Below are 16,249 nucleotides of genomic sequence, written 5' to 3'. Positions count from 1 at the left end.
GATGGTGGCAGAGCCGGCCCGTCAGGCAAAGCCTCCCTCGATGCGATGCAGCCCGGAAGCAGGCTGCAGCCGCGGGCACCGCGCAGCCCTCACCCGGCGCGCAGGGCGCGCCGACCTCTCCCGCAAACGGGAGAGGTGGTCCGATCGGTGAAGGTGGGAGAGGTGGTCTGCTCGGTGACGATGGGAAAGCCGATGGAATCGCTGCCGACGGCAGAGATCGACCGGCAACGGCGACCCGTCTCCCGCCAGGGGGAGATGGTGCCCGCACAGCGGATGAGGGCCATACCGCCATCCCGGAGATCGCGCGCATGGCGGGCTACGGCCTTTCCAGCGCGGACTCGCGCCGCGGTCAGCCGCCTACAGCCGCGCGGCAGCCTCGAACGAAACACCCGGAACTGGCGGCGACCGCCGCATCGCCTAGTGGTGCACAGACGTCCGCCGCGGCTTGAAGCCGGCATACAACGCCCACAACGCCAGCGCGACGAACCACACCAGACTCCACATCGGCATGCTCAGCCCCAGGAACCGCCAGTCGATGTTGCCGCAATCGCCAGTCCCGGTCAGCACGGTCCGAAACACCTCGAAAGGCCCCATGGTCTCGCTCAGGAAGCTCAACGGCGGGCCACAGGAGGACATCATGTCCTTGGGTCGGATCTGTACCCAGACATGCCGGGCAGCGATCCCCATGCCCACGCCCGCGGCGATGAAAGCCAGCACGCCGTAGATCTTGCGGCCGGTCGCAGCCCGCGGCCCGTGCAGTGCACCCAGCAGCAACAACAGCGCCAGCGCAGCGAAGGCGATCCGCTGAAAGATGCACAGTGGGCACGGCTCGAGACCCAGATGCAGCTGCACATAGATCGCATAGGCCAGCAATCCCGCGCAGGCGGCGAAGCCCAACAAGAACTGCGCTCGAAAACCCCACCGGATCGGATTCATCGTCATTGCTTGCCTGGGATGAGACCGCAATTATCGGCGATCGTCGGCGCGCTGACCACGCCTGCCGAACCCGCCTTAGGGCGCGTCGCGTCGCCAGACACGGCGTATCGCCCCACCGACCCGACGATCCGGCCGCGCCGCAGAACACCAGCTTGCACCCCAGCGATACCGCTCGACGGCCATGCATGCGCCCGGCGCTGATTGCGTGGCAGCGCGCTGGATCGGCGCCGCCACGCGGTCCACGACTGCATGACACGGCGGCCGCAGACGCCGCCGGACGCTCCATCGCACCTCGGCCCGCTTCCTTTGCAAGCCCGTCGGCCTGCGTTGCGTCCCGGCGCTGCTTGCGCTCCCTGCGCCGATGCTGCCTGCAATCTGGTCTCGCAGGGTCGCACGGTACACGCCCCACGCATGGACAGCCATAAGGCCATCAGCCTTCGAACCAGGGCGGAAACTCGCGCCTCGCCACCGCACGCTGGATCGTCCCCCCCTGTCGCAGAAACGAAAAACCCGGCGTGAGCCGGGTTCTCGAGAATCTTGCGAGGGACGAACCGATTATTCGGCCACTTCCTCGGCCACGACCGGACGGTCGACCAGCTCGACGTACGCCATCGGTGCATTGTCGCCAGCGCGGAAGCCGGCCTTCAGGATGCGCAGGTAGCCGCCAGGACGGGTCGCGTAACGCGGGCCCAGTTCGACGAACAGCTTGCCCACCGCTTCCTTGTCGCGCAGGCGGGCGAACGCCAGACGACGATTGGCAACGCCATCGACCTTGCCGATGGTGATCAGCGGCTCGGCGACGCGACGCAGTTCCTTGGCCTTCGGCAAGGTGGTCTTGATCAGCTCGTGCTTGAACAGCGAGGCGGCCATATTGCGGAACATGGCTTCGCGATGCGCGCTGGTGCGGTTGAACTTACGACCGGATTTCTGGTGACGCATGAGTGTGATTTCCTAAGGAATGTTGAGACTACTTGAGAGACGTTGTCGCCATCCTGGCGCTGTTGAATGGACTGCGGTTGGTCCGAACCGGCCGTCCTTAGACCGGATGTCATCGCGGGCTCGAGCCCGTCGATGCAGAAGACAGACATGGGCGCCCGAAGACGCCCATGCCTTGATACATCAACCAAGCATGCCGTGCTGGGCGACACCGGCCGGCGGCCAGTTCTCCAGCTTCATGCCCAGTGCAAGGCCGCGCTGTGCCAGCACTTCCTTGATTTCGGTGAGCGACTTCTTGCCCAGGTTCGGGGTCTTGAGCAGCTCCACTTCGGTCTTCTGGATCAGATCGCCAATGTAGTAGATGCTCTCGGCCTTGAGGCAGTTGGCCGAACGCACGGTCAACTCGAGGTCGTCGATCGGACGCAGCAGCACCGGATCCACGCCGCTGGCAGCCGGCTTGGCCGCACCGCGATCACGGTGGGTGAAATCGCCGAACACCGACAGCTGATCGCTGAGGATGTCGGCGGCGGTGCGCACGGCTTCCTCGGCATCGATCGTGCCGTTGGTTTCGATATCGATGACCAGCTTGTCCAGATCGGTACGCTGTTCGACGCGCGCCGCTTCCACGGCGTAGGCAACGCGACGCACCGGCGAGAACGACGCATCCAGCATCAGACGACCAATGGTACGGGTCTCTTCATCCGGACGACGACGCGCGGCAGCCGGCTGATAGCCGAAGCCACGCTCGATCTTCAGGCGCATGTTCAGCGCGGTGTCCTTGGTCAGGTGGCAGATCACGTGGTCGCCGTTGATGATCTCAACGTTGTGATCGGTCCTGATGTCGGCCGCAGTGACCGTGCCCGGTCCCTGCTTGGACAACGACAGCGTCGCGCTGTCGCCACTATGCATGCGAATGGCCACGTCCTTCAGGTTCAGCAGGACGTCCAGCACGTCTTCCTGCAAACCTTCGACCGTGGTGTACTCGTGCAGCACGCCGTCGATTTCGACCTCGGTGATCGCAAAACCGGGGATCGACGACAACAACACACGACGCAGGGCATTGCCCAGCGTGTGCCCGTAACCGCGCTCCAAGGGTTCGATCACGACCTTGGCACGGTTGTCGGTAAGACGTTCGATCTGCGGACCACGGGGGCGCAGAACCTGGTTGGCGGTAACCGTCATGTTGCGGGGTCTCCTGCGAGCCTCCAGCAGTGCCGGAGGCTCTCCAATGTGAATTACTTCGAATACAACTCGACGATCAGCGCTTCGTTGATATCCGAAGGCAGGTCGGCGCGATCCGGAACGGCCTTGAACACGCCGCTGAACTTCTTCGAATCGACTTCGACCCACGACGGTGTCATGTCGTGCTGCTCAGCCACGGTCAGGGCTTCCTGCACGCGGAGCTGCTTCTGAGCCTTTTCCGACAGCGTGATCGCATCGCCAGCCTTGATCTGGTACGAAGCCAGATTCACCGACTTGCCGTTGACCAGCACGCCGCGGTGCGACACCAGCTGGCGCGCGGCCGGACGGGTGACGGCAAAGCCCATGCGGTAGCACACGTTGTCCAGGCGGGTTTCCAGCAACTGCAGCAGGTTCTCGCCGGTGTTGCCCTTCTTGGTCGAGGCCTTCTTGTAATAGTTGCGGAACTGGCGTTCCAGCAGACCGTAGATACGCTTGACCTTCTGCTTCTCGCGCAGCTGGGTAGCGTAGTCGGAGAGCTTGCCCTTGCGAGCCGCGCCGTGTTGGCCGGGCTTCTGCTCAAGCTTGCACTTGGAGTCCAGCGCACGCGCCGGGCTCTTGAGGGAAAGGTCGGCGCCTTCGCGGCGGGCGAGCTTACAGGTAGGACCGATATAACGAGCCATTTCTTATCGCTCCCTTTAGACGCGACGCTTCTTCGGCGGACGGCACCCGTTGTGCGGGATTGGCGTCACGTCGATGATGTTGGTGATCTTGTAGCCCACGTTGTTCAACGAACGCACGGCCGACTCACGACCCGGACCCGGGCCCTTGATACGCACTTCCAGCGACTTCACGCCGTAATCGAGCGCAGCGCGGCCAGCCTTTTCGGCGGCAACCTGGGCAGCGAACGGGGTGGACTTGCGCGAGCCACGGAAACCGGCGCCGCCGGACGTAGCCCACGACAGCGCATTGCCCTGGCGGTCGGTGATGGTGACGATGGTGTTGTTGAACGAAGCATGGACGTGAGCGACGCCGTCGGTGATGACGCGCTTGATCTTCTTCTTCGTCTTCTTTTCTGCTGGCTTGGCCATGATCTATCCCTTACTTCCTGATCGCCTTGCGCGGACCCTTGCGGGTGCGGGCGTTGGTACGGGTGCGCTGACCACGCAGCGGGAGACCACGGCGATGACGCAGGCCGCGATAGCAGCCCAGGTCCATCAGTCGCTTGATCGCGATACCGATTTCGCGGCGCAGGTCGCCTTCGACGACATACTTGCCGACTTCGGCGCGCAGGCGCTCGATTTCGGGTTCGGACAGATCACGAATCTTCGTGGTCGAGGTGACGCCTGCGGCTTCGCAGAGCTTCTTCGAACGGGTACGGCCGATGCCGTAAATGCTTTGCAACCCGACCCAGACATGCTTCTGGGCTGGCAGGTTGACGCCTGCAATACGCGCCATGACGCGATTCTCCAACTGAGTGATGGCCCGACGGCGCCCAAGCGCCATCCGGCAGGATGGATCAAAAGTGAACTCGGAATTGTAGCAAGGCCTCGGATTGCTTTGAAGCCCGTGGAACCAGAGGTTCCATGGACCCGGCGTGGGGAGTGTGCCCTCGCTCCGGCGCCGGACGGTGTTGATCCGAAAAACTTCTCCGAATCGCCCGTGCTACTCCCGCACAGGACCACCCCGTCACACCCGCGCGCGAGACGTCGCGCGAGCCGCCCTTCTGATCGGAAGATCGTGGCCCGGGAACCAGGCCGTCTTCACGCAATGAAGATCTAGTGTAGCACTTATCCGCGCGCAAGACCGCCGCGCGAGCCGCCCTTCAGGTTGGCCTTCTTCAGCAGGCTCTCATACTGGTGCGACATCAGATGCGCCTGGATCTGCGCGATGAAGTCCATCACCACCACCACCGCGATCAGCAGCGAGGTGCCGCCGAAGTGGAACGAGGTGCCGAGCTGGGTACGCATGATTTCCGGCAGCAGGCAGACGATCACCAGATACAACGAACCAGCCGCGGTCAGGCGGGTCAGCACGCCATCCACGTAATCGGCCGTCGCCTTGCCCGGACGAATACCCGGGATCAGCGCACCCGACTTCTTGAGGTTGTCGGCGGTTTCCTGCGAATTGAATACCAGCGCCGTGTAGAAGAACGCAAAGCCAATGATCAGTGCAGCGAACACCAACATGTGCACCGGCTCGCCCGGCCCAAGCGCATTGGCGATCTTCTGCAGCCACGAGCCCACGCCACCCGAGGCCGCCTGGCCCGACCACATCGACAGCGTCGCCGGGAACGCCAGGATGCTCGATGCGAAGATCGGCGGAATCACGCCAGCCATGTTGAGCTTGAGCGGAAGGAACGAGGTCTGGTTCATGTACGCATTGCGACCGCCCTGGCGGCGCGCGTAGTTGACCGTGATCCGCCGCTGCCCACGCTCGACGAACACCACGAACAGCGTAAACGCCAGGATGGTGATGACGATCAGCAACAGCGAAATGAAGCTCAGATTGCCTTCGCGGAACGCCTCGACGGTCTGGATCGCCGCCGCAGGAAGGCCTGCAACGATGCCCGCAAAGATGATCAGCGACACGCCGTTACCGATACCGCGCTCGGTGACCTGCTCGCCCACCCACATCAGGAAAATGGTGCCGGCCGTCAGGGCGATCACTGCGGTCAGCACGAAGCCCATGCCCGGTGCGTACACCACCGGGGCGCCGCCCGGGGCGGTCTGGTTCTGCAGTGCGAGCGCGATACTGCCGCCCTGCACCACCGCCAGCAACACCGCACCGATGCGCGAATACTGGGTGATCTTGCGTCGGCCTGATTCGCCTTCCTTCTGCATCGCCTTGAGGGCGGGAAAGATATGCGTGGCCAACTGGATCACGATCGATGCCGAGATATACGGCATCACGTTCAACGCAAAAATACTGAAACGGTGCAGGGCGCCGCCCGAGAACATGTTGAACATGTCCACGATGCCGCCGCCCTGCGCCTGCATCAACGAAAGCATGGCATCGGGATTGACGCCCGGCACCGGCACATAGCAGCCGATGCGATAGACGATCAATGCCCCGAGGACGAACAGTAGCCGCTGGCGAAGTTCCGTGAACTTGCCGAGCCCGCCACCGAGGTTACCAATGCCAGCCTGCGCCATCTGCCGATTACTCCTCTACGCTGCCGCCGGCAGCTTCGATTGCCGCCTTGGCGCCTGCGGTGGCCGCAACGCCCTTCAGCACGAACTTCTTGCTCAGCTCGCCCTTCAGCACGATCTTCGCCTTCTTGGCGCGGCTCGGGACCAGATTGGCCGCACGCAGCGCTGCGAAGTCGACATCACCGGCTTCCAGCTTGTCCAGCTGGTAGGACAGCACTTCGGCGGTATCGCGCGCCATCTTGGAGCGGAAACCGATCTTGGGCAGACGGCGCTGCATCGGGGTCTGGCCGCCTTCGAAGCCGGCCTTGATCTTGCCGCCACCCTTACGGGCGAACGAACCCTTGTGACCGCGACCAGCGGTCTTGCCGAGGCCGGAACCGATACCACGACCGACGCGGGTGCGCTCGGTACGGGCGCCATCGGCGGGCTTGAGGTCATTAAGACGCAGAGTCATTGGATTACTCCTCAACCTTGACGAGGTAGTGAACCGTATTGATCAGGCCACGCACCTGCGGGCTATCCTTCAGTTCGCGCACATCGTTGAGCTTATTCAGGCCCAACGCACGCACCGATAGGCGGTGACGTGCCTGGGTTCCACGCAGGCCACCCACCAGGCGCACCTTGACGGTCTTGTTGGTGTCCTTAGCCATGGTTTAGCTCCTCCACTTTCTTGCCGCGCTTGGCCGCAACACGCGCCGGCGACTGCACTTCCGACAGACCCTTCAGGGTTGCACGGACCAGGTTGATCGGGTTACGCGAACCGACGGCCTTGGCCAGCACGTTCTTGACGCCAACCGCTTCCAGCACTGCGCGCATGGCGCCGCCCGCGATGACGCCGGTACCTTCCGAAGCCGGCTGCATGTAGACGCGTGCCGCGCCATGGCCCGACTTGACGGCATGCCACAAGGTGCCGTTGTTCAGATCGACGGTCGCCAGGTTCTTGCGCGCCTGCTCCATCGACTTCTGGATGGCCACCGGCACTTCGCGCGCCTTGCCATAGCCGAAACCGACCTTACCCAGACCATCGCCGACCACGGTCAGCGCGGTGAAGGTGAACTGGCGACCGCCCTTGACCGTCTTGCTGACGCGGTTGACCGCCACCAGCTTCTCGATCATGCCATCGTCGACTTTCTCTTCGCGGTTACGGTCGCGATCACGACCCCGCGGTGCACGTTCTTCTGCCATCTTGATTCCTTGATTGATTGGGTATGTACGGCTCGAGGCCGCTTATGGTTGTGAGGTCCAACGGTGTTCCCGATGCCGCTGCAGAAGAACGGGTCGGTCCGGCCTTGACCCTGCCGGCGGAACGCAAGGGCGGCTTGCAGCCACCCTTGCAGCAGTACTCAGAACTGCAGGCCGCCTTCGCGAGCTGCGTCTGCCAGGGCCTTGATGCGGCCATGGTAGCGGTAGCCCGAGCGGTCGAATGCGACCTTCTCGATACCCGCCGCCTTGGCGCGCTCGGCGATCAGCTTGCCGACCTTGGTGGCCGCATCGCTGTTCTTGCCGTTCTTCAGGCCTTCCTTGACGTCGGCCTGCAGCGTGTTCGCCGCAGCGATGACCTTGGAGCCATCAGCGGTGAAGACCTGCGCATACAGGTGCTGCCCAGTGCGCAGCACCGACAGACGCGCGACGCCCAGTTCGCGGATGTGTGCACGGGTCGACTTGGCGCGACGCAGGCGGGCGGTGTTCTTGTTGATGCTCATGATATTTATCCTACGAAAGCTGAAGGGAAAGCGCGCTCCTGTCAAAAGTCCGCACATGGATGTGCGGGCTCTTGCGAGGGACTCGCCATTAAGCCTTCTTGGCTTCCTTGCGAATGATGACTTCACCGGCGTACTTCACACCCTTGCCCTTGTAGGGCTCCGGCGGACGGAAACCGCGGATCTTGGCAGCAACTTCGCCGACGCGCTGCTTGTCGGCGCCCTGCACCACGATTTCAGTCTGGCTCGGGGTCGCCAGGGTGATGCCTTCCGGCGCCACGAACACCAGCGGATGCGAGAAACCGAGCGCCAGGCTCAGATCCTTGCCCTGCATGGCGGCACGGTAGCCCACGCCGACCAGCTCGAGCTTGCGCTCGAAGCCTTCGGACACGCCCTTGACCATATTGGCCAGGATGGCGCGCACGGTGCCGGTGATGGCGATCTGCGACGGATCATTGGCCGACAGGGTGGCGACGCCGCCGTCGACGGCGATTTCCACGCCAGCCGGCTTCGGCAGGGTCAACGTGCCCTTCGGGCCCTTGACGCTGACCAGCTCGGGCTGGACGCTGAGTTCAACACCCTTCGGAAGGGATACGGGCTTCTTGGCTACACGGGACATGTTCGACTCCTTCCCTTAGGCCACGAAGCACAGGACTTCACCACCAACACCGGCTTCGCGAGCCTGTGCGTCGGTCATGATGCCCTTCGACGTGGAGATGATGGCGATACCCAGGCCACCCAGGACCTTGGGCAGCTCGGTCTTGCCGCGGTACTGACGCAGACCCGAGCGCGAGAAACGCTTCAGGGTCTCGATGACCGGACGGCCTTCGAAATACTTCAGCACGATTTCCAGCTCCGACTTGTTGTTTTCGGTGGCCGTAACGCGCAGGTCGGTGATGTAGCCCTCGTCCTTCAGGACCTGGGCGATCGCAACCTTGATCTTGGACGACGGCAATTTCACCGTCTGCTTACCAACCGCTGCCGCATTCTTGATGCGAACCAGCAGGTCGGCGATGGGATCAGTCATGCTCATATGAGTACCTTTGAGTGCACCGATATCCGCTTTCGCGAAAATCTTGTGTTTTCCTGGGGACGGGCCAGGACCCTTCACGCACCGCCAAGCCCGCAGCGGGCAAGACAGAAGCGGGAGTATACGACAAAAGAGCCCGACTTGCGCCGGACTCCCCTGTTGAACAGAACAAACCTGTCCAGACCGGCCGCGAACGGCCGGATTGCTGTTACCAGCTTGCCTTGCGCAGGCCCGGAACGTCGCCGTTCATGGTGGCCTTGCGCAGCATGTTGCGACCCAGACCGAACTTGCGGTAGACACCGCGCGGACGACCGGACAGCTCGCAACGGTTGCGGTGGCGGCTCGGCGACGAGTCGCGCGGCAGCTTCTGCAACTTGGTCGAAGCTTCGATCTTCTCGTCGTAGGACGCATCCTGACTGGAGAGGATCTTCTTCAGCGCATCACGCTTGCCGGCAAATTTCTTCGCCAGCTTTGCACGCTTGATGTCGCGGTGGATCATGGAGGTCTTAGCCATGTCTCTAACCCTTAGTTACGGAACGGGAACTTGAACGCTGCCAGCAGCGCCTTCGCTTCCGCATCCGTCTTGGCGGTGGTGGTGATGGCGATATCCATGCCGCGGATCGCATCGACGGCGTCGAAGTCGATTTCCGGGAAGATGATCTGCTCCTTCACACCCATGTTGAAGTTGCCACGACCGTCGAAGGAGCGACCCGACACACCACGGAAGTCGCGCACGCGCGGCAGCGAGATGTTGATCAGACGATCCAGGAACTCGTACATCTTGGCGCGACGCAAGGTGGTCTTGCAGCCGATCGGCCAACCGTCACGAATCTTGAACGATGCGACCGAGACACGCGACTTGGTGACCACCGGCTTCTGGCCGGAGACCTTGGCCATGTCGGCGACCGCATTTTCCAGAATCTTCTTGTTGGTTGCCGCCTCGCCCACGCCCATGTTGAGCGTGATCTTGACCAGCTTGGGGACTTCCATCGGATTGGTGTAGCCGAATTCCTTCATCAGGGCCGGCACCACGTTTTCCTTGTAAAACTTTTCGAGACGAGTGTTCATGATCTCATTCCTCAGGCGTCGAGCGCCTCACCGCTGGAGCGGAACACACGCAGTTTGCGTCCATCCTCCAGCACCTTGAAGCCAACGCGCTCGCCCTTGCCCGTTGCCGGGTTGACGATATTCACGTTGGAGATATGGATCGACGCTTCACGCTCGACCACGCCGCCGGCGACACCCGCCTGCGGGTTCGGCTTGGTGTGGCGCTTGATGACGTTGGCGTTGGCGACGATCACGCGATCGCCGTCCACACGCACCACTTCACCCTGCTTACCCTTGTCCTTGCCGGTGTTGATGACGACCTGGTCGCCCTTCTTGATACGGTTAGCCATGTGTATGTTCTCCGCTCACAGCACTTCGGGAGCGAGCGAGACGATCTTCATGAACTTCTCGGAACGCAGCTCGCGCGTCACCGGCCCGAAGATGCGGGTCCCGATCGGCTCCTGCTTGTTGTTCAACAGCACAGCGGCATTGCCATCGAAGCGGATCAGCGAACCGTCGGGACGGCGCACACCCTTGCGGGTACGCACCACGACGGCGTCGTAGACTTCGCCCTTCTTGACCTTGCCACGCGGAATGGCGTCCTTGACGGTCACCTTGATGATGTCGCCAATGTGTGCGTAACGGCGCTTGGAGCCGCCCAGCACCTTGATGCACATCACTTCCTTGGCACCCGAATTGTCGGCGACATCGAGGTAGCTCTGCATCTGGATCATGATTCAGATCTCCCTTATTCGGCCGAACGGGTGACGATTTCGACCACCCGCCAGTTCTTGGTCTTGGACATCGGAGCAATTTCGGTCACACGCACGACATCGCCTTCGTTGCAGGCATTGTCGGCGTCGTGCGCGTGCAGCTTGGTCGAACGCTTGATGTACTTGCCGTACAGAGCATGCTTGACCTGGCGCTCCACCAACACGGTGACCGTCTTGTCCATCTTGTTGCTGACGACACGGCCTTCGACCGTGCGCAGCGTCTGCTTTTGATTGTTGTCGCTCATCGCGGCCGTCCTTACTTGGTGCTGCCGAGCAGGTGCTTGACGCGAGCGATCTCGCGGCGCACCCGGCGGGTTTCGTGGGTCTTCGGCAGCTGGCCGGTGACCTGCTGCATGCGGAGCGAGAACTGCTCCTTACGCAGATCGATCAGGTGGGCCTTCAGTTCGTCAGCCGACTTTTCGCGGAGTTGTTTGATATCCATCAGCGCACCGTCCGGGTCACGAAAGTGGTGGTCACCGAGAGCTTGGCGGCGGCAAGGCGGAATGCCTCACGTGCGGTCTCTTCGGGGATACCCTCGATTTCATAGATCATGCGGCCCGGCTGAATCTGCGCGACCCAGTACTCCACGTTACCCTTACCGGAGCCCATGCGGACTTCGATCGGCTTCTTGGTGATCGGCTTGTCGGGGAACACACGGATCCACATCTTGCCGCCCTTCTTGACATGGCGGCTGATCGTGCGGCGTGCTGCTTCGATCTGACGCGCGGTCAGCTGACCGTGCGCAGTGGCCTTCAGGCCGTACTCGCCGAAGCTGACGGCGTTTCCGCTCCATGCCAGGCCGTCGTTACGGCCCTTGTGCATCTTGCGATATTTGGTTCGCTTGGGTTGCAACATTGCCGTTACCTCGCTTCACGAGCCGGGCGCGACGGGCGGTCACCGCGATCGCCGCGATCGTTACGATCGTTGCGCGGGCTGTCGTCCTGCTTTTCCTGGCCAACCTGGGAGAAGTCGAAAACCTCGCCCTTATAGATCCAGACCTTGATGCCGATGATGCCGTACGTCGTGGACGCTTCGGCAAAACCGTAATCAATGTCGGCACGGAGCGTGTGCAGCGGCACGCGGCCTTCGCGGTACCACTCCGAACGGGCGATTTCCGCACCGTTGAGGCGACCACCGACGTTGACCTTGATGCCCAGCGCGCCCACGCGCATCGCGTTACCCACCGAGCGCTTCATCGCGCGGCGGAACATGATGCGACGCTCGAGCTGCTGCGCGATCGACTCGGCAACCAGCTGCGCGTCCAGCTCGGGCTTGCGCACTTCGGTGACGTTGATGTGCGCCGGAACGCCCATCAGCTCGCTCACTTCCTTGCGCAGCTTTTCGATGTCCTCGCCACGCTTGCCGATCACCACGCCCGGGCGGGCGGTATGAATGGTCACGCGGGCGGTTTTGGCAGGGCGCTCGATCAAGATCTTGCTGATACCTGCCTGCGCGAGCTTCTTGCGCAGCATTTCACGCACTTTCAGGTCGGCTGCCAGGTAACCGGCGAACTCGGCCTTGTTTGCGTACCACTTGGAATTCCAGTCCTTGGCGATGCCCAGGCGAATTCCAGTCGGATGAACTTTATGACCCATGGTCTTTTCCTTTCCGCTTACTTGGCGGCGCCCACAACCACAGTGATGTGGCTGGTGCGCTTGAGGATGCGGGTACCGCGGCCTTTCGCCCGCGCCATGAAACGCTTCAGGGAGGGACCCTCATCAACCATGATGGTCTTGACCTTCAGCTCGTCGACATCCGCGCCCTGATTGTTCTCGGCATTGGCGATCGCCGACTCCACCACCTTCTTGATCAGGTGCGCAGCCTTCTTGTCCGAGAACTTCAGCAGATTGACCGCACGTTCGGCGGACAAACCACGCACCTGGTCGGCGACCAGGCGGGCCTTCTGCGGGGAGATGCGCGCGGTGCGCAGGATTGCTTTCGCTTCCATCGTCATCTCTCCTTACCTACCCGACTTCTTGTCGCCACCGTGACCCTTGAAGGTCCGGGTGACGGCGAATTCGCCGAGCTTGTGGCCGACCATATTCTCGTTGACGAGCACCGGAATGTGGTTCTTGCCGTTATGCACGGCGATGGTGATGCCTACCATTTGCGGCAGGATCATCGAACGGCGCGACCAGGTCTTGATCGGCTTCTTGCTACCCGCAGCAGACTCCACCTTCTTTGCGAGGTGGTGATCGACGAACGGGCCCTTCTTGAGTGAACGTGCCATGGTCGATTAGCCCCTACGATCGCGGACGATGAACTGCTGGGTGCGCTTGTTCTTGCGCGTCTTGTAACCCTTGGTCGGCACACCCCACGGGGTGACCGGATGCGGATTACCCTGACCGGCTTTGGCTTCACCACCACCGTGCGGGTGGTCGACCGGGTTCATGGCCGCACCGCGAACGGTCGGGCGAACACCGCGCCAACGCTTGGCGCCGGCCTTGCCCAGCTTCTCGAGGTTGTGCTCGTCGTTGCCGACTTCGCCGATGGTGGCGCGGCATTCGACCGGCACCTTGCGCATTTCGCCCGAGCGCAGACGCAGCGTGGCGTAGATGCCTTCGCGAGCGACCAGCTGGACGGCTGCACCGGCAGCACGTGCGATCTGAGCGCCCTTACCCGGCTTCAGCTCGATACCGTGGACCGTCGTACCGACCGGGATATTGCGCAGCGGCAGCGTGTTGCCGGTCTTGATCGGCGCGTTGGCACCGGCAATGACCTGATCGCCAGCCTTCAGACCCTTCGGAGCGATGATGTAGCGGCGCTCGCCGTCGACATAGCACAGCAGGGCGATATGAGCGGTACGGTTAGGATCGTATTCGATCCGCTCCACACGCGCCGGAATGCCTTCCTTGTTGCGCTTGAAGTCGATGATGCGGTAGTGCTGCTTGTGACCGCCACCGACGTGACGCACGGTGATGCGGCCATGGTGGTTACGACCACCGGACTTGCTCTGCGAGTCGAGCAGCGCCGCGTGCGGTGCGCCCTTGTGCAGATCGGGAGTAACCACGCGCACGGCGGAACGACGGCCGGCGGAGGTGGGTTTGAACTTCATCAATGGCATGGGATGGACCTCAGGCCTTGGCCGTTACGTCGATGGACTGACCATCGACCAGGCGGACGTACGCCTTGCGCCAATTGCCACGGCTGCCAGCACGGTTACGGAAGGACTTGCTCTTGCCCTTGACGTTGACCACGTTGACGGCCTCGACCTTGACGTCGAACAGCTGCTCGACCGCGGCCTTTACATCGGCCTTGGTGGCTTCGTTCGAGACTTCGAAGACATACTGGTTGGAGATTTCCTGCAGGCGCGCGGTCTTTTCGGAGACTCGCGGAGCACGCAGCACGCTGAAGATTTTTTCGTTGCTGCTCATGCCAGCCACTCCTCGACCTTCTTGACCGCATCGGCGGTGATCACGACCGTATCGGCCCCGACCAGGGCGACCGGATCCAGACCCTGCACGTCACGCACCTGCACATACGGCAGATTGCGGGCGGACAGATACAGGTGCTCGGACGCTTCTTCGGTGACGATCAGCGGGCGCTTGCCCACGTCCAGTCCCTTCAGCTTCTCGATCAGGCCCTTGGTCTTGGTCGCTTCGAGGTCGAACGCGTCGACGATCATCAGACGGCCCTGACGGTTCAGCTCGGAGAAGATCGCGCAGATGGCCGCGCGGTACATCTTGCGGTTGACCTTCTGCTCGAAGCTGCGCGGCTTGGCCGCAAAGGTCACGCCACCGCCGACGAAGATCGGAGCCGTCAGCGCGCCATGACGCGCACCGCCGCCCTTCTGTTTCTTCGACTTCTTGGTCGTGCCGTTGACTTCCGAACGCGTCTTCTGCGCCTTGGTACCGGCGCGCCCGGCGTTGCGATAGGCGACGACGACCTGATGAACCAGATCTTCGCTGAATTCGCGACCGAACACGGCGTCGGAGACCGAGACCTTGTTGTTGCTACCCGTGATAACGAGTTCCATCGTCATCTCTCCTTATGCCTTGCTCGCCGGACGGACGATCACGTCGCCACCAGCTGCGCCAGGCACGGCGCCGCGGATAGCAATCAGACCACGCTCGACGTCGACCTTGACCACTTCCAGGTTCTGCGTGCTCTGCTGCACGGCGCCCATGTGGCCCGACATCTTCTTGCCCGGGAAAACGCGACCCGGCGTCTGGCGCTGACCTAGCGAACCCGGCGCGCGATGCGACAGCGAGTTACCGTGGGTTGCGTCGCCCATACGGAAGTTGTAGCGCTTGATGGTGCCCTGGAAACCCTTACCCTTGGTGACGCCCTGGACGTCGACCTTCTGGCCGACCTCGAAGATGTCCGCCTTGATTTCGCCGCCGACGGCGAAATCGCCGAGCTGGGCGTCTTCGACGCGGAATTCCCACAGGCCGCGACCCGCTTCCACCTTCGCCTTGGCGAAGTGGCCAGCAGCCGGCTTGTTGACCAGCGCGGCACGACGGGCGCCAACGGTAATCTGCACGGCGCTGTAGCCGTCGGTTTCGACGGTCTTGATCTGCGCGATGCGGTTCGGAGTTGCTTCGATCAGCGTAACCGGCACCGAGCGACCGTCTTCCGTGAAGACGCGACTCATGCCAGCCTTGCGGCCCACGAAGCCCAACGAATATTTCTTCGTCATGGTCGTAGTCCTCAGGTCAACTTGATCTGTACATCGACGCCAGCCGCGAGTTCGAGCTTCATCAGCGCGTCCACGGTCTTGTCGTTGGGGTCGACGATATCGAGCACGCGCTTGTGCGTGCGGGTTTCGTATTGGTCACGCGCATCCTTGTCGGCATGCGGGGATACGAGGATGGTGTAACGTTCGATCTTGGTCGGCAGCGGGATCGGGCCACGCACTTGCGCGCCGGTCCGCTTGGCCGTCTCGACGATCTCGCTGGCCGAACGGTCGATCAAACGATGATCGAACGCCTTCAACCGAATCCGGATCTTTTGTTCCGACATGACGGAAGCTTCCTTCGTTAAAAGAGCGACGGGCAAGGCCTCTGGGATACCTGCCCCGATATTCCTGCGTAGATGAAGTCGCCGCGCATCCTGCCGGCGAGGGCATTCCTCCGCCCAAAAACTGAGGCAGCCCGGTAAACCGGCCTGCCCAGACGGAAAAGTATAGTGCGCAACAAGAGCACGGTCAACAACCTGTGAGTTGTTGAATGCTCCATGCAACGCGACCTTCCCGGTCTGGCGAACACGAGCGGCCTCCTGCCGTTCTTTTCGCTGTAGCTCGGCGCCCTACCCAGGGACACCGAGCCGCGCATTTTAACGGAGCGCATACAGCCCATGCAAGCCCCTATCGCCGACGCGATGACGCACCACGCCGACTTCCGGCTCAGGCATTCGCCACAAAAAAGGGCCAGCTTGCGCCGGCCCTTCTTCGCTGCGCGGGCGACCAAGGCCGCCGCAATGCAGGCTTCTTACTTGACGATCTTGGCAACCACGCCGGCGCCGACGGTACGACCGCCTTCACGGATGGCGAAACGC

At 62.4% G+C, this 16,249-nt stretch carries 29 protein-coding genes and 1 pseudogene; 1 reads left to right on the top strand and 29 read right to left on the bottom strand.

Going from position 1 to position 16,249, the window contains the following annotated elements; translation table 11 throughout:
• Positions 1-56 precede the first annotated feature (56 nt).
• Positions 57-290, top strand: a pseudogene (locus LL964_RS15345) (hypothetical protein); the annotation flags it as partial.
• Between the two features lie 127 nt (positions 291-417).
• On the opposite strand, the gene LL964_RS15340 reads toward LL964_RS15345, so the two are convergent.
• The 29 genes from LL964_RS15340 to LL964_RS15200 all read right to left on the bottom strand — a co-directional run bounded on the left by LL964_RS15340 (position 418) and on the right by LL964_RS15200 (position 16,239).
• Entirely contained in the window at positions 418-936 is a 519-nt protein-coding gene (locus LL964_RS15340) for a disulfide bond formation protein B (RefSeq protein ID WP_104584637.1), read from the bottom strand.
• A 555-nt stretch (positions 937-1,491) separates the two neighbouring features.
• The gene (rplQ, locus tag LL964_RS15335; protein WP_003486665.1) at positions 1,492-1,875 is read right to left on the bottom strand and encodes a 50S ribosomal protein L17; all 384 of its coding nucleotides are present in this window, start codon (positions 1,873-1,875) and stop codon (positions 1,492-1,494) included.
• Between the two features lie 180 nt (positions 1,876-2,055).
• Entirely contained in the window at positions 2,056-3,054 is a 999-nt protein-coding gene (locus tag LL964_RS15330) for a DNA-directed RNA polymerase subunit alpha (protein ID WP_002811635.1), read from the bottom strand.
• Positions 3,055-3,107: 53 nt separating this feature from the next.
• The gene (gene rpsD, locus LL964_RS15325) at positions 3,108-3,734 is read right to left on the bottom strand and encodes a 30S ribosomal protein S4 (protein WP_002811641.1); all 627 of its coding nucleotides are present in this window, start codon (positions 3,732-3,734) and stop codon (positions 3,108-3,110) included.
• A gap of 15 nt (positions 3,735-3,749) precedes the next feature.
• Positions 3,750-4,142: a 30S ribosomal protein S11 gene (rpsK, locus tag LL964_RS15320; RefSeq protein ID WP_003486671.1), complete on the bottom strand. Its 393-nt coding sequence runs from the start codon at positions 4,140-4,142 to the stop codon at positions 3,750-3,752.
• Between the two features lie 10 nt (positions 4,143-4,152).
• Positions 4,153-4,509, bottom strand: a complete 357-nt coding sequence (rpsM, locus tag LL964_RS15315; RefSeq protein ID WP_104539893.1) for a 30S ribosomal protein S13 — start codon at positions 4,507-4,509, stop codon at positions 4,153-4,155.
• A gap of 332 nt (positions 4,510-4,841) precedes the next feature.
• Positions 4,842-6,206: a preprotein translocase subunit SecY gene (secY, locus tag LL964_RS15310; protein WP_104584639.1), complete on the bottom strand. Its 1,365-nt coding sequence runs from the start codon at positions 6,204-6,206 to the stop codon at positions 4,842-4,844.
• A 7-nt stretch (positions 6,207-6,213) separates the two neighbouring features.
• A complete protein-coding gene (gene rplO / locus LL964_RS15305) occupies positions 6,214-6,657 on the bottom strand; it encodes a 50S ribosomal protein L15 (protein WP_039412803.1) in 444 nt (147 codons plus the stop codon).
• A gap of 4 nt (positions 6,658-6,661) precedes the next feature.
• Complete coding sequence (rpmD, locus tag LL964_RS15300) at positions 6,662-6,853, bottom strand: 50S ribosomal protein L30 (RefSeq protein WP_104584641.1); 192 nt, start codon at positions 6,851-6,853, stop codon at positions 6,662-6,664.
• Positions 6,846-7,388 carry a 30S ribosomal protein S5 gene (rpsE, locus tag LL964_RS15295; RefSeq protein ID WP_003486682.1) on the bottom strand — a complete coding sequence of 181 codons (543 nt, stop codon included), beginning with the start codon at positions 7,386-7,388 and terminating at the stop codon, positions 6,846-6,848. The genes rpmD and rpsE overlap by 8 nt, the downstream gene beginning before the upstream one ends.
• 158 nt (positions 7,389-7,546) lie before the next feature.
• Entirely contained in the window at positions 7,547-7,906 is a 360-nt protein-coding gene (rplR, locus tag LL964_RS15290; protein WP_104584643.1) for a 50S ribosomal protein L18, read from the bottom strand.
• A gap of 88 nt (positions 7,907-7,994) precedes the next feature.
• The gene (gene rplF / locus LL964_RS15285; RefSeq protein ID WP_104584644.1) at positions 7,995-8,522 is read right to left on the bottom strand and encodes a 50S ribosomal protein L6; all 528 of its coding nucleotides are present in this window, start codon (positions 8,520-8,522) and stop codon (positions 7,995-7,997) included.
• A gap of 15 nt (positions 8,523-8,537) precedes the next feature.
• Complete coding sequence (rpsH, locus tag LL964_RS15280) at positions 8,538-8,936, bottom strand: 30S ribosomal protein S8 (RefSeq protein ID WP_010371096.1); 399 nt, start codon at positions 8,934-8,936, stop codon at positions 8,538-8,540.
• 205 nt (positions 8,937-9,141) lie between these two features.
• Positions 9,142-9,447 carry a 30S ribosomal protein S14 gene (gene rpsN, locus LL964_RS15275; protein WP_104584645.1) on the bottom strand — a complete coding sequence of 102 codons (306 nt, stop codon included), beginning with the start codon at positions 9,445-9,447 and terminating at the stop codon, positions 9,142-9,144.
• An 11-nt stretch (positions 9,448-9,458) separates the two neighbouring features.
• Positions 9,459-10,001 carry a 50S ribosomal protein L5 gene (rplE, locus tag LL964_RS15270; RefSeq protein ID WP_104584647.1) on the bottom strand — a complete coding sequence of 181 codons (543 nt, stop codon included), beginning with the start codon at positions 9,999-10,001 and terminating at the stop codon, positions 9,459-9,461.
• Between the two features lie 11 nt (positions 10,002-10,012).
• Positions 10,013-10,330 carry a 50S ribosomal protein L24 gene (gene rplX, locus LL964_RS15265; protein WP_104560422.1) on the bottom strand — a complete coding sequence of 106 codons (318 nt, stop codon included), beginning with the start codon at positions 10,328-10,330 and terminating at the stop codon, positions 10,013-10,015.
• 15 nt (positions 10,331-10,345) lie between these two features.
• On the bottom strand, positions 10,346-10,714 hold the full coding sequence (gene rplN, locus LL964_RS15260) for a 50S ribosomal protein L14 (RefSeq protein WP_003486699.1): 369 nt from the start codon (positions 10,712-10,714) through the stop codon (positions 10,346-10,348).
• Positions 10,715-10,728: 14 nt separating this feature from the next.
• Positions 10,729-10,998, bottom strand: a complete 270-nt coding sequence (gene rpsQ, locus LL964_RS15255; RefSeq protein WP_104584649.1) for a 30S ribosomal protein S17 — start codon at positions 10,996-10,998, stop codon at positions 10,729-10,731.
• An 11-nt stretch (positions 10,999-11,009) separates the two neighbouring features.
• Positions 11,010-11,195, bottom strand: a complete 186-nt coding sequence (gene rpmC, locus LL964_RS15250) for a 50S ribosomal protein L29 (RefSeq protein ID WP_104584650.1) — start codon at positions 11,193-11,195, stop codon at positions 11,010-11,012.
• Complete coding sequence (gene rplP / locus LL964_RS15245; protein WP_003486706.1) at positions 11,195-11,608, bottom strand: 50S ribosomal protein L16; 414 nt, start codon at positions 11,606-11,608, stop codon at positions 11,195-11,197. Before rplP ends, rpmC begins: the two co-directional genes overlap by 1 nt.
• Before the next feature lie 5 nt (positions 11,609-11,613).
• Complete coding sequence (gene rpsC, locus LL964_RS15240) at positions 11,614-12,348, bottom strand: 30S ribosomal protein S3 (protein WP_104584652.1); 735 nt, start codon at positions 12,346-12,348, stop codon at positions 11,614-11,616.
• A 17-nt stretch (positions 12,349-12,365) separates the two neighbouring features.
• Positions 12,366-12,701 carry a 50S ribosomal protein L22 gene (gene rplV, locus LL964_RS15235; RefSeq protein WP_003486710.1) on the bottom strand — a complete coding sequence of 112 codons (336 nt, stop codon included), beginning with the start codon at positions 12,699-12,701 and terminating at the stop codon, positions 12,366-12,368.
• 12 nt (positions 12,702-12,713) lie between these two features.
• The gene (gene rpsS, locus LL964_RS15230) at positions 12,714-12,983 is read right to left on the bottom strand and encodes a 30S ribosomal protein S19 (RefSeq protein ID WP_104584654.1); all 270 of its coding nucleotides are present in this window, start codon (positions 12,981-12,983) and stop codon (positions 12,714-12,716) included.
• Positions 12,984-12,989: 6 nt separating this feature from the next.
• Positions 12,990-13,817, bottom strand: a complete 828-nt coding sequence (gene rplB, locus LL964_RS15225) for a 50S ribosomal protein L2 (RefSeq protein WP_104584655.1) — start codon at positions 13,815-13,817, stop codon at positions 12,990-12,992.
• 10 nt (positions 13,818-13,827) lie between these two features.
• Positions 13,828-14,127: a 50S ribosomal protein L23 gene (gene rplW, locus LL964_RS15220; protein ID WP_104584657.1), complete on the bottom strand. Its 300-nt coding sequence runs from the start codon at positions 14,125-14,127 to the stop codon at positions 13,828-13,830.
• Positions 14,124-14,729, bottom strand: coding sequence for a 50S ribosomal protein L4 (gene rplD, locus LL964_RS15215; protein WP_104584658.1), 606 nt, complete (start codon positions 14,727-14,729; stop codon positions 14,124-14,126). The genes rplW and rplD overlap by 4 nt, the downstream gene beginning before the upstream one ends.
• 12 nt (positions 14,730-14,741) lie before the next feature.
• Positions 14,742-15,392 carry a 50S ribosomal protein L3 gene (rplC, locus tag LL964_RS15210; protein WP_005993363.1) on the bottom strand — a complete coding sequence of 217 codons (651 nt, stop codon included), beginning with the start codon at positions 15,390-15,392 and terminating at the stop codon, positions 14,742-14,744.
• A gap of 11 nt (positions 15,393-15,403) precedes the next feature.
• The gene (gene rpsJ / locus LL964_RS15205) at positions 15,404-15,715 is read right to left on the bottom strand and encodes a 30S ribosomal protein S10 (protein ID WP_003486723.1); all 312 of its coding nucleotides are present in this window, start codon (positions 15,713-15,715) and stop codon (positions 15,404-15,406) included.
• Between the two features lie 467 nt (positions 15,716-16,182).
• Positions 16,183-16,239: a hypothetical protein gene (locus LL964_RS15200; RefSeq protein ID WP_238151892.1), complete on the bottom strand. Its 57-nt coding sequence runs from the start codon at positions 16,237-16,239 to the stop codon at positions 16,183-16,185.
• Positions 16,240-16,249 lie beyond the last annotated feature (10 nt).

The sequence above is a fragment of the Xanthomonas melonis genome, assembly GCF_020783655.1.
Classification (GTDB): Bacteria; Pseudomonadota; Gammaproteobacteria; order Xanthomonadales; family Xanthomonadaceae; genus Xanthomonas; species Xanthomonas melonis.
The sequence above is the reverse complement of the archived record's forward strand: the minus strand, read 5'-3'. Positions and strand labels throughout refer to the sequence as shown.

Coding starts and splice junctions, on each gene's coding strand:
- LL964_RS15340 (WP_104584637.1), bottom strand. CDS start 936: ATGAATCCGATCCGGTGGGGTTTTCGAGCGCAGTTCTTGTTGGGCTTC.
- rplQ (WP_003486665.1), bottom strand. CDS start 1,875: ATGCGTCACCAGAAATCCGGTCGTAAGTTCAACCGCACCAGCGCGCAT.
- LL964_RS15330 (WP_002811635.1), bottom strand. CDS start 3,054: ATGACGGTTACCGCCAACCAGGTTCTGCGCCCCCGTGGTCCGCAGATC.
- rpsD (WP_002811641.1), bottom strand. CDS start 3,734: ATGGCTCGTTATATCGGTCCTACCTGTAAGCTCGCCCGCCGCGAAGGC.
- rpsK (WP_003486671.1), bottom strand. CDS start 4,142: ATGGCCAAGCCAGCAGAAAAGAAGACGAAGAAGAAGATCAAGCGCGTC.
- rpsM (WP_104539893.1), bottom strand. CDS start 4,509: ATGGCGCGTATTGCAGGCGTCAACCTGCCAGCCCAGAAGCATGTCTGG.
- secY (WP_104584639.1), bottom strand. CDS start 6,206: ATGGCGCAGGCTGGCATTGGTAACCTCGGTGGCGGGCTCGGCAAGTTC.
- rplO (WP_039412803.1), bottom strand. CDS start 6,657: ATGACTCTGCGTCTTAATGACCTCAAGCCCGCCGATGGCGCCCGTACC.
- rpmD (WP_104584641.1), bottom strand. CDS start 6,853: ATGGCTAAGGACACCAACAAGACCGTCAAGGTGCGCCTGGTGGGTGGC.
- rpsE (WP_003486682.1), bottom strand. CDS start 7,388: ATGGCAGAAGAACGTGCACCGCGGGGTCGTGATCGCGACCGTAACCGC.
- rplR (WP_104584643.1), bottom strand. CDS start 7,906: ATGAGCATCAACAAGAACACCGCCCGCCTGCGTCGCGCCAAGTCGACC.
- rplF (WP_104584644.1), bottom strand. CDS start 8,522: ATGTCCCGTGTAGCCAAGAAGCCCGTATCCCTTCCGAAGGGTGTTGAA.
- rpsH (WP_010371096.1), bottom strand. CDS start 8,936: ATGAGCATGACTGATCCCATCGCCGACCTGCTGGTTCGCATCAAGAAT.
- rpsN (WP_104584645.1), bottom strand. CDS start 9,447: ATGGCTAAGACCTCCATGATCCACCGCGACATCAAGCGTGCAAAGCTG.
- rplE (WP_104584647.1), bottom strand. CDS start 10,001: ATGAACACTCGTCTCGAAAAGTTTTACAAGGAAAACGTGGTGCCGGCC.
- rplX (WP_104560422.1), bottom strand. CDS start 10,330: ATGGCTAACCGTATCAAGAAGGGCGACCAGGTCGTCATCAACACCGGC.
- rplN (WP_003486699.1), bottom strand. CDS start 10,714: ATGATCCAGATGCAGAGCTACCTCGATGTCGCCGACAATTCGGGTGCC.
- rpsQ (WP_104584649.1), bottom strand. CDS start 10,998: ATGAGCGACAACAATCAAAAGCAGACGCTGCGCACGGTCGAAGGCCGT.
- rpmC (WP_104584650.1), bottom strand. CDS start 11,195: ATGGATATCAAACAACTCCGCGAAAAGTCGGCTGACGAACTGAAGGCC.
- rplP (WP_003486706.1), bottom strand. CDS start 11,608: ATGTTGCAACCCAAGCGAACCAAATATCGCAAGATGCACAAGGGCCGT.
- rpsC (WP_104584652.1), bottom strand. CDS start 12,348: ATGGGTCATAAAGTTCATCCGACTGGAATTCGCCTGGGCATCGCCAAG.
- rplV (WP_003486710.1), bottom strand. CDS start 12,701: ATGGAAGCGAAAGCAATCCTGCGCACCGCGCGCATCTCCCCGCAGAAG.
- rpsS (WP_104584654.1), bottom strand. CDS start 12,983: ATGGCACGTTCACTCAAGAAGGGCCCGTTCGTCGATCACCACCTCGCA.
- rplB (WP_104584655.1), bottom strand. CDS start 13,817: ATGCCATTGATGAAGTTCAAACCCACCTCCGCCGGCCGTCGTTCCGCC.
- rplW (WP_104584657.1), bottom strand. CDS start 14,127: ATGAGCAGCAACGAAAAAATCTTCAGCGTGCTGCGTGCTCCGCGAGTC.
- rplD (WP_104584658.1), bottom strand. CDS start 14,729: ATGGAACTCGTTATCACGGGTAGCAACAACAAGGTCTCGGTCTCCGAC.
- rplC (WP_005993363.1), bottom strand. CDS start 15,392: ATGACGAAGAAATATTCGTTGGGCTTCGTGGGCCGCAAGGCTGGCATG.
- rpsJ (WP_003486723.1), bottom strand. CDS start 15,715: ATGTCGGAACAAAAGATCCGGATTCGGTTGAAGGCGTTCGATCATCGT.